A 14,101-nucleotide genomic window follows, 5' to 3' on the forward strand; every position below is an offset into this window, starting at 1 on the left:
CAACTGTCAACTGTCAACTGTCAACTGTCAACTGTCAACTGTCAACTGTCAACTGTCAACTGTCAACTGTCAACTGAAGATTGCTTGTCAGGAGAGAAACCCAAGGATTTTCTTAACAAAATCATGCCTTTTTCAACGCTTAAAGCTGTGCGAACTCCTGTCAGGGAAAGCCCCAACTCAACGAGCGTAATAGCAACCGCTGGCTGCATCCCGACCACAACTGTTTCCGCATCTAAAATTCGCGACATACTAGCGATATTGTTGATAATGCGACCGATAAAAGAATCAACAATTTCGAGGGAAGAAATTTCAATTAACACACCTTTAACACCTGTTTTGACGATGCGGTTTGTCAGGTCATCTTGCAGGGTCATTGCTAAGCGATCGTGCATATCTACTTGAATTGTTACTAGCAAAAATTCTCCCATTTGAAGGATCGGTATTCGTTCCACAAATTCACCTACTTGCTAACATTTACTTGAGTTATCATGTCAGAGCGCAATATTTTTATGTTTCCTCTTTAATATTTTTTATAGTTAAACCTTGGCGCTGCAACGCGACTTTAAAAGCATCCGCTAAAGTAGCTTTTGTGAGAATATCCTGCAAGTCTACTCCCAAGTGAACTATGGTTTGAGCTATTTGCGGGCGAATGCCACTGATGATGCACTCAGTACCCATTAAACGGGCGGCTGCGACAGTTTTTAATAAATGTTGAGCAACTAAAGTGTCCACAGTCGGCACGCCTGTAATGTCTAAAATCGCAAATTCTGAGCCAGTTTCCATGATTTCCTGCAACAGAGTTTCCATGACTATTTGAGTGCGGGCACTGTCGAGAGTCCCGATCATGGGTAAAGCGAGAATGCCTTGCCAAAGTTTGACTACGGGTGTTGACAATTCGAGCATTTCTTGCTGCTGGCGTTCGATGACTTCTTCGCGAGCTTTGAGAAAGATTTCTGTCACCCAAAGGCCAAGCTGGTCTAATAAACTGGTGGAAAGCCAAAGTTGTTCGACAAGTGCGTCGCGGTTTTCTGTCAGTTCATGACATAGCCGATCGAACAATGGCTTTTTGAAGCATAAAATGAAACTCGCTATCTCTGAGGGAGTAAAGCCTCTCTGAACGCGCGATCGCGAAACTTCCGCTAGTAGCAGCCGCATATTTTCCCATTCGGGTGTCTGGATGTCGCTAAAGTTACCGTGCCCCACTGCAATGTGGAGCAATTGCAGAAACTCTTGACACTCGGAGCGCAATTCTTTGGCTCTCATCAAGTCGTCCCGCCGCAGCCCGGTATTTTGCAGTTCTTTGAGCCAGTCTGCTAGTAACTCTGCTTTGTGTCTTTGTAGGATTTCCGCGATCGTGTTATTGCTTGTGAGTTCCATTAAAATTATCTCCTGCTTAGCAATTGGGATGAAATTGTACGAGCGATTCCCTACGGGATAGCTTCGCCGCGCGTACCAAGCGTGTTTTTTGATGGGGCAACTTCTGAGTTTAGCTCACTGTTTGCTGTTTGCGATCAAGGGTTAAGTACCTAATTGTAAAATGCGTTTGACGATCGCACTGGTAGAACTCGGAACTTCTATTTCGATCAAGGAAATCTTGCCACCTCCGGCGATAACGGCCGGTGCTTCCGGCAGAGTTTCGACTTGATAGTCGCCTCCTTTAACGTATATATCAGGCTTCAGGATATTTATCAGTTTAGTTGCTGTAATCTCGGAAAAAATTACTACGGCGTCTACTGGTTTGAGGGCGGCTAGCACTTCGGCTCGCTGATTTTCCGGTACGATCGGGCGGGGCGGCAATCCTGGCTGCTGCGGTTTGATAGCTTGCACGCTGGCGTCGCTATTCAAGCCCACCACGAGCGATCGCCCCAAAGCTTTTGCAGCCTGCAAATAGCGAACGTGGCCCGCGTGCAGGATATCGAAGCAGCCGTTAGTAAACACGATCGGACGCCAATTGTCCGGATCGGATGCGATCGATCTTTCAAGTTCTCTCAAAGTGTAAACATCAGAAATCATTGCAGTCATTACCACCCAATTTAAACAGCGCTCAAAATTATCCTACCAAAGAATGTGATGGTTTGCACTTTCGATATTAAAAAATAAATCAGTCAATCTCCCACTAATTAATAGTTGTTTTTGAGCAAATATTAATTAGTAAATGCTAACTTTTAAGCCAGAATGGATAAGTAAAAATTACCGACGGGGAAGCAGACATGGAAAACATAATCCCTCCGTCAAAAACAGCTACTCCTCTATGGGTGACAGCAGTATCCTGCTGTTGGTAACCGGAGGTTAAAAAGGTTGGTAAACAATTATTTATTCCCGCCCTCTCTTATATCAATTACTATAAGACAAGGGATTTAGTTCCACCGCCTCGGGCAGGCGATCGGGTAGTGAGAGCCCTAGGGGGTGAAACCCAACGAAACGCGCTCCTGTGTCTATTATTTCTGACACCGCCGCGCGAGCGAAAGCTAGTTAAAAGCTGGAACCTAAGCGTGCAGAGCTCATCTTTACGCTGGATTCGTCAGACTATAGAAGAAGCCAGCAGTTGCTTGCTGCAGTTTCTAGGCGCTATCTTGACCAAGCTTTACAGCCAACCCAGAAGCGCACAGCCTCCTGTGTCCAACTCTATATAGCTGTGCAGAAACTCGACCTTTTGGCTCGCAACCGCAGCCTGTGAAAACCCAGAGGAAAGTCGAGTTCGGTACCCGAAACAGCTATTTTGGTGGAAAATAGCTTAACTCGTTCAACAAAATCCACTCAACTACCCCCTTAAATCTAACGGTGTAGAATTATCTAACACGAATTATGAAAGCAAGTAATAGCCGTCAATTTTCTTCAGTAGCTGCTCGAACTCTCAAAGTAGTCGGGATTATCTTGATTCTCTCTGCTTTGCTTGACTGCATTGTTCTGTCGCTGCCGGGAGAAACTTCAGACCTTCTCAATCGAGGCTGGCAGTTGACTGCAACAACTCAGATAGTTGACAAGGGCATTATTCCTTTGATCGGTATCGCCCTCCTGATGACTGGCTTTTGGGTTGACAGTAGCAGTGGAGTCTCTATTGAGCGACGCAAGGTTTGGCTGGACTTGCGATTCTGGGCACTGTTGATTTCCAGCTTGTTAGGTTTAGTTTACCTATCTCTGGTTCCCGTTCACCTCAACAATACTCGTTTGGAACTCAAGGATGCTCTGGCTCAAGTCGATCAAGAAGCGGGACAAGCGGAAGGTCAACTTGAGGCACAACTTAAAAGCCCTCAATTTAAAACTCAGGTAGAACAGCTCAAAAGCCAGCGTCGCACCCAGATAGGGGCGCTGCTGGAAGACGAGGGGAAGCTGCAACAAGCACTCAAGAGTCCAGAGGTTCCCAAGGAATTGAAAGCTGTGCTTCAGGAGTCGAAAAATGACCCTAAAGCCCTTGACAAGTTCCTGGAACAGCAAGCTCAAGAACTTCCTACTCAAGCTCGCAACGAGATTCGCACCCGCAAGCAACAAAAAGAGAAAGAGTTAAGAACTCGATCGAGAAATTCGAGTTTGCAGACGGGAATCACCAGTTTGCTGCTAGCGATAGGCTACATTACTGTTGGTTGGACGGGATTGAGAAGTATGGGAATTCTGCGGTTCGGCCGCCGCAAAAATTGACCGGCGCTGGCAGGGATCGCGCCGGTCGAGACATCCCTGAGAAATAGTTTGTTTACCCAATAGTTTGCCCTTACTGAAAGCTGGGAATGTTCTCAATTTATATTCTGACTTACAACGAAGAGATTGATATCGCCGCTTGCATTGAATCGGCACTGCTTTGTGACGATATCATTGTAGTTGATTCTTTCAGCACCGATCGCACCCTTGAGATTGTTCAGAACTATGCCGTGCAAACAGTGCAGCACCGCTTTGAAACTCACGGACGCCAGCGGACTTGGATGCTCCAAGAAGTCCCGTGCAAGTACGAATGGGTTTACATCCTCGAAGCTGACGAGCGGATGACGCCTGCACTGTTTGCTGAATGCTTAAAGGCGATCGAAAGTCAAGAATATATCGGCTATTACGTAGCTGAAAAAGTAATATTTATGGAGCGCTGGATTCGCCGCAGCACTCAATATCCCCGTTATCAAATGCGTCTCTTTCGCAAAGACCGAGTGTGGTTTTCTGACTACGGTCACACTGAACGGGAAGTCTGCAACGGGCCTACTCACTTTTTGAAGGAAACTTACCCTCACTATACTTGCAGCAAAGGTCTTTCCCGCTGGATTGAAAAGCACAACCGCTACTCCACTGACGAGGCGGCTGAAACTCTCCGTCAATTAGAAGCAGGTCAAGTAAATTGGTGGGATTTATTGTTTGGCGCGTCGGAGGTGGAAAGGCGTCGCGCTTTGAAAGATTTTTCTTTGCGCTTGCCTTTGCGGCCTGTGGTGCGCTTTTTCTATATGTATATTTTACTGGGCGGATTTCTTGACGGCCAAGCGGGATTGGCTTGGTGCACGCTGCAAGCTTTTTATGAATATCTAATTTTGCTGAAAGTTTGGGAAATGAAGCATATGCCACTGCCAACTTTAGACGCCGTGGAGGAACCGTCTATTTCGGAAGTAGTAAATGTTGAACCGTCTAAAGTTTCTTATAATCTTGGCGCTTCCGATACTCGGAATTAAAAATTGGGCATTAAAAATTGGCATTGGTAATTAATACAAGTTAAAAAAGAACATGATTTACGCACTTCACTGGATGACAACCCCGTCAAAACATAGATATAATCAAGAACATAGCCCTGATACACATCTGAAAAAATGGTAGTTTATTGCGCCTAATTATCATTAATTGGGCTTGGCACAAATGGAGGATGATTCTTGTGGGGAGTAGGGGTTAAGCGTCCCGCCTGCTGTGAAAATACACGCCTTCGGGCTCATGGGCCCACCCACAAAAAACATCAAAATCATCCCGCTATTATGCCACGTTCCGCCCTCAGTAGGTCTTTTGACGGGTTTGTCACCCCGCCCAGATATTCACCACAACAACAAAAAAAAAAAAAACCGATTTCTTGGAGAAACCGGGTTTCTGAATACCCTAAAATTTTTAGGTTTAATCAAGTTTTGATTCTTCTTAGGATCGCAAATTAAATAATTTACACTCTTGAAAGTGGGATGGGCGGGACGCCCATCCCACAAGAACTATCAAATTGTAAGTTATTTAATTCTCATTCCTTAACTCAAAACTCTCACGACTCATATCAAATCCGTTAGCATCGGAATAGTAAATTCGAGTTGACGGTTGACGGTTCACTGTCAACCGTCAACCGTCAACCGTCAACATCATTCCGGTGTAACCGGAAATGAGATCACAACTTAAAACTGTTGAGATTTGGCTGTTGTTTTTGCCCGATCGAGCTTTAAAATCAACACCCCCAAAGGTGGCAAACACAAGTCGATCGAATAAGCACTGTTGTGGAACCACCACTCCTCAGTCCACTTGCCCCCCAAATTCCCCATATTGCTGCCGCCGTATTCCCGCGCGTCGCTGTTAAACAACTCCGTATAGAAACCTGGTTCCGGCACTCCTACACGATAGTGAGAGTGTGGCTGGGGCGTAAAATTGCACACCGTCACCACAAACTCGTCGCCATCCTTCTCTCGGCGCACAAATGCCACGACACTGTGTCGGTTGTCGCTGCAATCAATCCAATCAAACCCATCCTCAGCAAAATCTTGACTGTAAAGTGCCGTTTCGCTGCGGTATAAATTGTTCAAATCTTTAAAAAACAGCTTCAACTTTTGGTGCGGCTCGAATTCCAGCAACTGCCACTGCAAATCTCCCCAAACGTTCCACTCGTGCCACTGACCAAACTCCATCCCCATAAAGATCGTTTTCTTTCCGGGATGAGTAAACATAAAAGTAAACAAACACCGCACGTTTGCAAACTTTTGCCATTCGTCCCCTGGCATTTTCCCGATGATGTGAGCTTTGCCGTGAACTACCTCATCGTGGGACAAAGCCAGCATGAAATTCTCGCTGTGGTTGTACCACATACTGAAAGTTATGTTGTTCTGGTGGAACTGGCGGAACCACGGGTCCATGTGGTAATAGTCGAGCATATCGTGCATCCAACCCATGTTCCACTTCAGGTTGAAGCCTAAACCCCCTACATAGGTCGGCCAAGATACCATCGGCCAAGAGGTAGATTCTTCGGCGATCGACAACGCACCTGGGAAATAGCTAAAAATGACGTGATTCGCCTGTCGCAGAAAATCTGCCGCCTCGATATTTTCCCGACCCCCGTACTGGTTGGTCAGCCATTCTCCGGGTTCGCGGCAGTAATCCAAATAAAGCATCGAGGCTACGGCATCTACGCGAATCCCGTCGATGTGGTACTTGTCAAACCAGAACAGAGCGTTTGATACTAGGAAATTCCGCACTTCGTTGCGCCCGTAGTTAAATACTAGGGTTCCCCACTCTTTGTGCTCGCCCTTGCGGGGATCGGCGTGTTCGTACAAGTGAGTTCCGTCAAAGAAAGCCAAACCGTGGCCGTCTTTGGGGAAATGTCCCGGTACCCAGTCCACGAGTACGCCAATGCCGTTGGCGTGGCACTGGTCAACAAAATACATGAAATCTTCGGGTGTGCCGTAGCGGGAAGTTGGGGCAAAATAGCCGGTGACTTGATAGCCCCAGGAACCGTCGAAGGGATGTTCGGCGATGGGCAGCATTTCGATGTGGGTGAATCCCAAATCTTTGACGTAGGGTATCAGCCGATCGGCTAATTCCCGGTAAGTCAGAAAGCGCGCCCCGGGATTCAGTTCCGAAACCTGCACAGCGGGTTCTATTTCCCCATTTGGTAGCACGGCGGGTTCGTCAGTAGCTGCGTGCAGCCAAGAACCGATGTGGCATTCGTAAACCGAAACCGGCTGCGTCAGTTGGTCTGTGTGCCGCCGCTTTTCGATCCAAGCGGTGTCGTGCCAAGTGTAGGTGTCTAAGTCGGTGACAATTGATGCTGTTTTAGGCCGCACTTCTTGCTGGAAACCGTAAGGATCGGACTTTTCGTAGGGATGTCCGTCTTGGTTTTTCACTTCGTATTTGTAGGAAGTTCCCACGGATAGTCCCGGAATAAATAATTCCCAGATGCCGTTTTGCGATTTCCGCATTTGATGTTTGCGGCCGTCCCAATAGTTGAAATCTCCTAAAACAGAGACATTGCGAGCATTCGGAGCCCAAACGGCAAAATATACTCCTGTGATGCCGCCTACTTCGGTGAGGTGCGCCCCGAGTTTTTCATAAATGCGGTGGTGGTTGCCTTCTGAGAATAGGTGCTGGTCGAATTCTGTAAGTTTGGGCGATCGAAAGGCGTAGGGATCGTAGATGAAGCGCTCGTGTTCCCCTTCTTTGACCCGCAATTGATAGTTTGCTAGTTCTGGGGTGTCGATCGTACATTCAAAAAAGTGAGGGTGATGCTCTGATTTCATCGGGTATTCGGCCCGGGCCTCCGGCAAAACTACGGATACCGCATCCGCATTCGGCAGATAAGCTCGGACGACCCAGACTTTTTTGCCATTTTCTTCGATCGCGTGAGGGCCTAGCACTTCAAATGGATCGTGGTGCTGATTCCAAACAATACGGTCAATCTGTTCAAAGGGGACGGTCGCGGGCATAAAACTACTTACCTCAATCTTTTAACTAAATGGCTTTCAAAACCTAGAGCGGCGCTGCACTTTACATTTCGATACATTTTTGATCGCTAATCCTACCACTGATTAGCATGATCTTGCCTGCTGCAGCTCCAGCGCGCGGCCTTGCACACACAGCAGGCTGTTGCCTTGCCGGCGGCCGAGCTGGGGGTTTACTGCTAACATCTAAGTATAGAAATATTAAAACAAATTAAAAAATTTATATTTTTTCCTAAATACCCTTGACTTTTTATTTAATATGTGATATGAGATTTTTTTCAACCTGTTGTCGATTTGCCACCGCAAGAGGGTCAACCCTGTAAGTGTTGGGCAGAAGTTAATAGTTTACCTGGAATTTTCAGGCAGGGACATCGCCCGATCGGTAGAATTTCACAGAAAAGCTCGGTAAGTGGGAAGCGAGCGAGACTTTAGTCCTGAGAGGGAAACGACCAGGCGATTTCAATCGCCTTGAATCCCCTTGCGGGGTAGAGGGGTATAGTTGCCCCTCCAGCGAGGATATGGTTGTCCTCAAGTAAACACCCATTACTGGGGTAAAGTTAGCTTCACCAATGTTATAAAGGCTTGAGTTTCAAAACGTGCAGGCCGGGAGTCAAATTTTCTAGTTGAAAGGGAATGCTCTTGTAACGCAGCGAATCAGGGGACTTTGCTGCGGTAACGGGACGTACTGAACTTTAGTAAAAGCAGCAGAGAATCACTAACACCCAACTTGAGACCTAGACCTATGAGATGAAAAAATGCGAGGAGCGAACCATTTTTCACCCCGAGGCTAGGCTCGTTGGGCACCGACTCGGACAGAGCCCTTGTTAGGGCTTTTTAGGAGTAGGGGCAGGGCTAGTAGTGGGAGTGGCCTTTGGAGATGGAGAAGAAGCAGCAGGAGGAGTAGTAGTAGTAGTGCCAGGTCCGCCCGGAGAAGGGCTGGTGGGGCTGGTGGTCTCACCTCCGCAGGCGCCGAGGGCTGCTGCCAAGCCCACTACCAAAGTCAAACGAATTAATCCCTTGTTCATAAAAACTCCTTAACATTGAAAACCCATCGCAAGGAAGGGAATAGTGTACTTGAGAAACAATGCTGGCACGAATAGCTCAACGATTCGCTCGTTGATTACAATACTGCATTTATTAATAAATTTCACATAGATTATCCCTAACCAGCAAAGATTTCTTTTTTTTTGCAAATCCTGAAGTCAAAGAGACCAGTGGTAGGATTGGTTGGTTGGCTTGTGAGGTATCCTTGGTAAGGATAACCGATCGAACGCAGATAGCCACCACTGGCGATCTCGGAGACCAAAAACTTTTAACCTCAATCAAGCTGAAGCTACCCCACTTTACGTATTGGTGAACTCTATGACCGCTGCTATCAGATCCCCCGATTCTCCCCGCTCCCGATCGACCCGCAAGCCCGCTGCTGGCGCTGCCAAAAGCAAAGTTACTTCTATTGCCCGAGCTAGGCGGGCGAAGACAGGCCCGGTATTGCCCAACTACTCACCAGCCGACGAACAGGCTCAGGCTCGGTCGTCCGCATCGGTGCTGAAAGTCCTGCCAACTCGCCAGCAGCAGCCAGTGTGGTTGCGATCGCTCCTGCAGGCACAGCGCGCCTCCTCAGTAGCAGCAGTTATGCTTTTGGGCGGCGCTCTGAGTCTTTACGGCTTGACAGTTTACGGCGAGCAGCGCTGGAGTCAGGATTATCAAACACTGGAAACTCTGCGCCTCCAAGAACAGCAGTTGAGTGCTGCTAGCGAAGTTTTGAAACACCAACTTGCTAAAGAAGCCCAAAATCCCGAAACCGGTTTGGCTCCGCAGAATCCTGGGGACACGATTTTCTTGCAGCCGGCCCCTGAAACTCGATCGCCCGTTGCGGCACCAAATTCTGAGCCCGCTTTCAAGAAGGGAGCCGGTGTGGAAACACCGCTGGGCTATTAAACCTGTGTCAAAGCGGAGAGCGCCCGAGGGCCTGAGTGTCCGAGGGCCTGAGAATTGGAGGCTCTAATTTCCTTTTAGACTTTTTTGCAAGTCGCGATCAATTTTCTGCTTCCCACCGCAAGTTACAGATTAAAAATAATTAAGACCACTTCTTCAAAAAACAGAATGCAACTGTAGATGTGATCCAAACCCTGATAGGGACTGCTCATTCCCAAGTGGTGAATTTTCTATTTTAAGATTTAAGTTATAAATTCTAAATTCTAAAACGCTCTAACTTGCTATTGAATTTTTAATGCCATGAGCTACGACCCCCGTTTTGACCGCTACAGATCGCCGAATTTCAAACGCACAAAACAGGCGGGCGATTCCCTACGAGATAGCTTCGCCGCGCGTACTGGGTGGGAAAAGCCAGCCAAACCTAGATCTTCCGGCAGTTTCGGCCGCTCGCCACAACAGACGGCTTCATCTTGGGGACGACCGGTGGAGCGTTTAAAGCGCAGCAAGTTCCGTTTGTGGGCCGTGTGGGCGGTGTTGATGCTGGGGGGGCTGGGGCTGGCTGTGAATTTGTTTTATTTGCAGGTGACACGAGCTCCGGCGCTACGTAAACAGGCCGAGCAGCAGCAAACTCTCAAAACGAAGCCGTTTGTACCGAGACGCCCGATAATTGACCGCGCAGGAAATGTTTTGGCGATCGACAGACAGGTGTACACGCTCTACGCTCACCCGAAGTTATTTAACCACTCGAAGGCGGAAATTGCTGCTAAGTTGGCTCCGATGCTGGCGATCGAACTGACTCCGGGCACTACGTCGGAAACTGAACTGATACGCAGGTTTAATCTTGCTGAAAGCGGTATTACAATTGCGGAGTCTCTACCTCAAGAGGTTGCCGATCGCGTCGCTGGGATGCAAATTAAAGAGAGTCTGGTGGATGGCTTGGAGTTGCTGCGACAGCAGCAGCGTTTTTACCCGCAGCAGGAGTTGGCGGCGGATATCCTCGGTTATGTGGACGGGGAACGGAAGGGACAAGCTGGGGTGGAATACAGCCAGCAGAATTTGTTGGAACGATCGATGCCGTCGATTCAGTTTAGCAGGTCGAGCAATGGGAATTGGGTTCCCGATCGGCTGACGGCGGGATTTGTGCAGCTTGATGACTTGAAATTGCAATTGACGATCGACACTCGCTTGCAGCGGGCTGCCCGAACTGCGCTTAAGGAAAAAATGAAGCAACACGATGCGAAGCGGGGCACGGTGATTGTAATGGATGCCCGTAACGGGGAATTGCTGTCAGTTGTAGCGGAACCTTCTTATGACCCGAATCAATATTTTAATTTCGATTTGTCGCGCTATAAAAATTGGGCTGTAACTGATGTTTATGAGCCTGGTTCGACTTTTAAAGCGATTAATGTGGCGATCGCCCTGGAAGCGGGTGCGGTGAAACCTAATACTGTGTTTAAGGACGAAGGTCGGATTTACATGGATGGCTGGACTATCCAAAATTCCGATTACAAAGTCGCAGGGGCGCGCGGCCCTTCGACTGTTACTGAGATTTTGAAACATTCTAGTAATGTGGGGATGGTGCACGTAATGAGAAGTATGAAAGCTTCTCTTTACTATCAAGCTTTAGAAAAACTCGGACTCGGACAAACTGCGGGAACAGATTTGCCTTTTGAAGTAACCAGTCAGCTTAAAAATCGAGAGCAATTTATTAACTCTCCGGTGGAAGTTGCTACTACGGCTTTTGGGCAAGGTTTTTCAATTACTCCGATGCAGTTGGTGCAGCTTAATGGAGCTTTGGCTAACGGTGGCAAGTTGGTGACTCCTCACGTTGTGCGGGGACTTTTTGATAGGGACGGTGAAGCTTATTGGAAGCTTCCGAGGCCGGTTCCCAAGCAGGTTTTTTCGCCGGAAACTACTAAACAGGTGTTAGAAATGATGGAAACTGTGGTTGATGGTGGTACGGGGAAAGCTGCACAAATTCCTGGGTATCGGATTGCTGGAAAAACGGGCACGGCTCAAAAAGCTAAGGCTGGTGGGGGTTATTCTGACAAGGCGATTATTACTAGCTTTGTGGGGATCATGCCTGTGGCGGCTCCTCGGTATGTGGTTTTGGCGGTGATTGATGAGCCGAAGGATGGTTCGGGGGGTACGGTGGCGGCGCCGATTGTGGAGTCGGTGATGGAGGCGCTGATTTCTATTGAGAAGATTGCGCCGAGTAAGAAGTAGTTGATTATATCTGAGATGTTGCGTCAGGAATTGACATTGAATATAACGATCGACAACAGGGCTATTGAGGACAGGGCAAGGCCGTTTCCCTACTCCAAAATGATTCGTAGCCCGATCGCATATCAGCATTGACAACAGGGCTATTGAGGACGCGGCAATGCCGTTTTCCTACCCCAAAATGATCGTAGCTTGCCTGGTTCCAGGCGATCGGGCGCTCAGATGTAACGATCGCCCAATTTGTAGGGAAACGGCACGGCGCTGATTTCGGGTAATATCGTTTTGCCTGACGCACCCTAAATCAGTGACTCAGTAACAATATCTTTTGTTTTCGTTGGGTTTTGATTGTCTTTTGGAGGTGCGTTTATGTCCTAAAAGAGTGGAGATGATGATGCAGCGTTGGCTGTTTCTTAAGTTGGGATGATATAGCGTTAGGGTTCCTTTGGCTCTTATACTCGTTAGCGTGCAGTCGTGGTAGCTTCGAGATACCGGGCAGCCTCGGTGGTTGAACATGACTCGCCTGATTGTTCCTTTTTCTTTTTCCTCGTTACTTTCATTGACTTTGAGCACTGTTGTTTCATCTGTATCTATTTGAATTTGCGGTTCTAACTCTTTCCATTGACTGGCTGGTACTTGGGCTGGGGGAATGTCGGCTGGATGAATAGCTATTTGTACATTGTTTCCTACTTCTTTGAAGCTGGCTTGCCATGAAATTTTGGATCGTTTGGCGTTGCTGTGGGCAAGTTCCATTGCCCAATAAGCTCGATCGAGCGATACCTTTAAACGGTGGTTGTTGATGAACATCAGCCAAGACGGGGTGACGATCGCACAAAATATCCCTATGATTAAAATAATTATCAATGTCTCAATCATTGTAAAACCTGCGGCAGGTTTAGTGGCTCTGCCTTTGAGCGTTTTATTTATTGACACGTAGATGCACTCCCTGATATTTAGCTGGCCAAAAAAACAGCTAGGAGGAGCTATTTTTTATTGGGTATATTTTAACTTTTGGGTTGGGTGACTGTGTAGATCGGTATTTACTGAAAATTTATGCGAATTAAAAAAAGCTGCGGGTAAAAACATGGCAGTGGCGTTTCCCTACAGCAATTTTGTCGATCGCCCGATCGCATCAGAGCCCGAAGGTATGGGGAGCATAACAGTTATGCAATCAGTATAAATACTGATGATAATTTAAGCTGCTGCTTTGAGATTGACACCAATCATTCCATTTAAGTAAGCTACTCGATGCGCCAAGACTTGCGGGACATTTTGCTCATTCCATTGTGCGCCAGAAATTTTGATACGACGACCAATTTGTTTGATTGCTGATTCTACAGCACCCGAGCCAATCGAACAAATCTTATTTAACTGGTAATAGTGGTAATTAACAATTCGTTCTTGGTGTTTGTTGAGATATAGGCAGAAATTCTTGGCAGCTTTTTTGGTCAGATTTGCAAAAAGTTGTTTCGCGTTCTCCACCTGTCCCATCCATAAATAAGCTTCGGCCTGATTGATTCTGCGTCTTCGACCGCCAACCTTATTCAGATTTTCGATCAGATGATACCAGTCAAGGATTTCTCGGCGTTGTCCATTAGGGGCGACTAATCCAATAATATTCCAAATTCCATCATGTCCATCTCCCAAGCAGGTAACAATGTTGGCTATCGGTTGACTGTTCACCCAATTAGTCAACCCAATATTATCTTGATAACCCGCGAGCAATCCGATATTGGTCTGAATTGCTTTATAGTCTTTGTAGGTACATTCTAGTCCTAGCGCAGTTCTTAATCTCACTTTTCCTCCATCTACAGATAATTCTTCAATTAGTTCTGTGGCTATCGGCAACTGAAACTCTTGCCGATGAACTAATCTTTGCTGTGACATGGCATTGATTTTGACACCTGTGATGTATTCTAAATCTACCGCCGTTTGCTCATATGACATATTGGCACTTAATCTCAGACAACATTGTTCCAAATGTGGACTAATTCTTGTGCAGGACTTAACTTCGAGTATTTTAGCTTGTTTTTCACTAATTTTTAGTATGCCTAAGGTACTGGTAAGTTTTCTGGTTCTACCGGCAGTTGTTCCGGTTGATTGCTTAAAAAAAAAGCGGCAATTTCGGGACTGACATACGGCTGTTGCTGTGTTTGAATAGTCTTTTCGATAATTTCGAGCGTGAACTGTTGTTCAGATTCAGCTTCTGTATATAAAATCTCAGCAATTGCTATGCTATATTCTTGCAGCTTTCTTTGTTGCTCTGGATTCATGATTTTTCTCTTAGTGGTAAACATATTTAATTA

12 protein-coding genes are annotated in these 14,101 nt (G+C 47.0%); 4 read left to right on the plus strand and 8 right to left on the minus strand.

All coding sequences use genetic code 11. From position 1 onward, the window contains the following. Window positions 1–62: 62 nt before the first annotated feature. The 3 genes from QUA44_RS18320 to rfaE2 all read right to left on the minus strand — a co-directional run bounded on the left by QUA44_RS18320 (window position 63) and on the right by rfaE2 (window position 2,013). Window positions 63–452, minus strand: coding sequence for an STAS domain-containing protein (locus QUA44_RS18320; RefSeq protein ID WP_333253015.1), 390 nt, complete (start codon window positions 450–452; stop codon window positions 63–65). Between the two features lie 55 nt (window positions 453–507). Beyond that, window positions 508–1,377 carry an STAS domain-containing protein gene (locus tag QUA44_RS18325; RefSeq protein ID WP_333253017.1) on the minus strand — a complete coding sequence of 290 codons (870 nt, stop codon included), beginning with the start codon at window positions 1,375–1,377 and terminating at the stop codon, window positions 508–510. A 141-nt stretch (window positions 1,378–1,518) separates the two neighbouring features. Continuing rightward, window positions 1,519–2,013, minus strand: coding sequence for a D-glycero-beta-D-manno-heptose 1-phosphate adenylyltransferase (rfaE2, locus tag QUA44_RS18330; RefSeq protein WP_445243682.1), 495 nt, complete (start codon window positions 2,011–2,013; stop codon window positions 1,519–1,521). 792 nt (window positions 2,014–2,805) lie between these two features. Between rfaE2 and hpsJ-B the strand changes: the two genes are divergently transcribed. Together hpsJ-B and QUA44_RS18340 are read left to right on the plus strand one after the other, a co-directional pair. Continuing rightward, window positions 2,806–3,636 carry a hormogonium polysaccharide biosynthesis protein HpsJ gene (gene hpsJ-B, locus QUA44_RS18335; RefSeq protein ID WP_333253021.1) on the plus strand — a complete coding sequence of 277 codons (831 nt, stop codon included), beginning with the start codon at window positions 2,806–2,808 and terminating at the stop codon, window positions 3,634–3,636. An 86-nt stretch (window positions 3,637–3,722) separates the two neighbouring features. Then, window positions 3,723–4,640: a glycosyltransferase family 2 protein gene (locus tag QUA44_RS18340; protein WP_333253023.1), complete on the plus strand. Its 918-nt coding sequence runs from the start codon at window positions 3,723–3,725 to the stop codon at window positions 4,638–4,640. Window positions 4,641–5,330: 690 nt separating this feature from the next. On the opposite strand, the gene glgB is transcribed toward QUA44_RS18340, so the two are convergent. Together glgB and QUA44_RS18350 are read right to left on the minus strand one after the other, a co-directional pair. Continuing rightward, entirely contained in the window at window positions 5,331–7,625 is a 2,295-nt protein-coding gene (gene glgB / locus QUA44_RS18345) for a 1,4-alpha-glucan branching enzyme (RefSeq protein WP_333253025.1), read from the minus strand. Window positions 7,626–8,464: 839 nt separating this feature from the next. Further along, window positions 8,465–8,665, minus strand: a complete 201-nt coding sequence (locus tag QUA44_RS18350) for a serine protease (protein WP_333210036.1) — start codon at window positions 8,663–8,665, stop codon at window positions 8,465–8,467. Window positions 8,666–9,002: 337 nt separating this feature from the next. On the opposite strand from QUA44_RS18350, the gene QUA44_RS18355 reads away from it, so the two are divergent. After that, window positions 9,003–9,578 (plus strand): hypothetical protein, encoded by a 576-nt coding sequence (locus tag QUA44_RS18355; protein WP_333253027.1) that lies wholly within the window; start codon window positions 9,003–9,005, stop codon window positions 9,576–9,578. Between the two features lie 297 nt (window positions 9,579–9,875). Beyond that, window positions 9,876–11,801 (plus strand): penicillin-binding protein 2, encoded by a 1,926-nt coding sequence (locus tag QUA44_RS18360; protein ID WP_333253029.1) that lies wholly within the window; start codon window positions 9,876–9,878, stop codon window positions 11,799–11,801. A gap of 61 nt (window positions 11,802–11,862) precedes the next feature. Here QUA44_RS18360 and QUA44_RS18365 read toward each other — a convergent pair whose 3' ends face one another. From QUA44_RS18365 to QUA44_RS18375, 3 genes are all read right to left on the minus strand, one after another. Beyond that, window positions 11,863–12,093, minus strand: coding sequence for a hypothetical protein (locus QUA44_RS18365; protein WP_333253031.1), 231 nt, complete (start codon window positions 12,091–12,093; stop codon window positions 11,863–11,865). A 14-nt stretch (window positions 12,094–12,107) separates the two neighbouring features. Continuing rightward, window positions 12,108–12,671: a transcriptional regulator gene (locus QUA44_RS18370; RefSeq protein ID WP_333276653.1), complete on the minus strand. Its 564-nt coding sequence runs from the start codon at window positions 12,669–12,671 to the stop codon at window positions 12,108–12,110. A gap of 318 nt (window positions 12,672–12,989) precedes the next feature. Beyond that, window positions 12,990–14,068 (minus strand): ISKra4 family transposase gene (locus QUA44_RS18375; RefSeq protein WP_333253035.1). Its coding sequence is split into 2 segments (ribosomal slippage): window positions 12,990–13,897 and window positions 13,897–14,068, totalling 1,080 coding nucleotides; the frame shifts between segments, so codons are not numbered across the junction. Window positions 14,069–14,101 lie beyond the last annotated feature (33 nt).

Source organism: Microcoleus sp. N9_A2 (assembly GCF_036701775.1).
In the GTDB taxonomy this organism is placed as follows: domain Bacteria; phylum Cyanobacteriota; class Cyanobacteriia; order Cyanobacteriales; family Microcoleaceae; genus Microcoleus.

Excerpts from the sequence above, each read along its gene's own strand:
- QUA44_RS18360 (WP_333253029.1), top strand. The coding sequence starts at position 9,876 with ATGAGCTACGACCCCCGTTTTGACCGCTACAGATCGCCGAATTTCAAA.
- QUA44_RS18340 (WP_333253023.1), top strand. The coding sequence starts at position 3,723 with ATGTTCTCAATTTATATTCTGACTTACAACGAAGAGATTGATATCGCC.
- QUA44_RS18325 (WP_333253017.1), bottom strand. The coding sequence starts at position 1,377 with ATGGAACTCACAAGCAATAACACGATCGCGGAAATCCTACAAAGACAC.
- rfaE2 (WP_445243682.1), bottom strand. The coding sequence starts at position 2,013 with ATGATTTCTGATGTTTACACTTTGAGAGAACTTGAAAGATCGATCGCA.
- QUA44_RS18350 (WP_333210036.1), bottom strand. The coding sequence starts at position 8,665 with ATGAACAAGGGATTAATTCGTTTGACTTTGGTAGTGGGCTTGGCAGCA.
- QUA44_RS18370 (WP_333276653.1), bottom strand. The coding sequence starts at position 12,671 with ATGATTGAGACATTGATAATTATTTTAATCATAGGGATATTTTGTGCG.
- glgB (WP_333253025.1), bottom strand. The coding sequence starts at position 7,625 with ATGCCCGCGACCGTCCCCTTTGAACAGATTGACCGTATTGTTTGGAAT.
- hpsJ-B (WP_333253021.1), top strand. The coding sequence starts at position 2,806 with ATGAAAGCAAGTAATAGCCGTCAATTTTCTTCAGTAGCTGCTCGAACT.
- QUA44_RS18355 (WP_333253027.1), top strand. The coding sequence starts at position 9,003 with ATGACCGCTGCTATCAGATCCCCCGATTCTCCCCGCTCCCGATCGACC.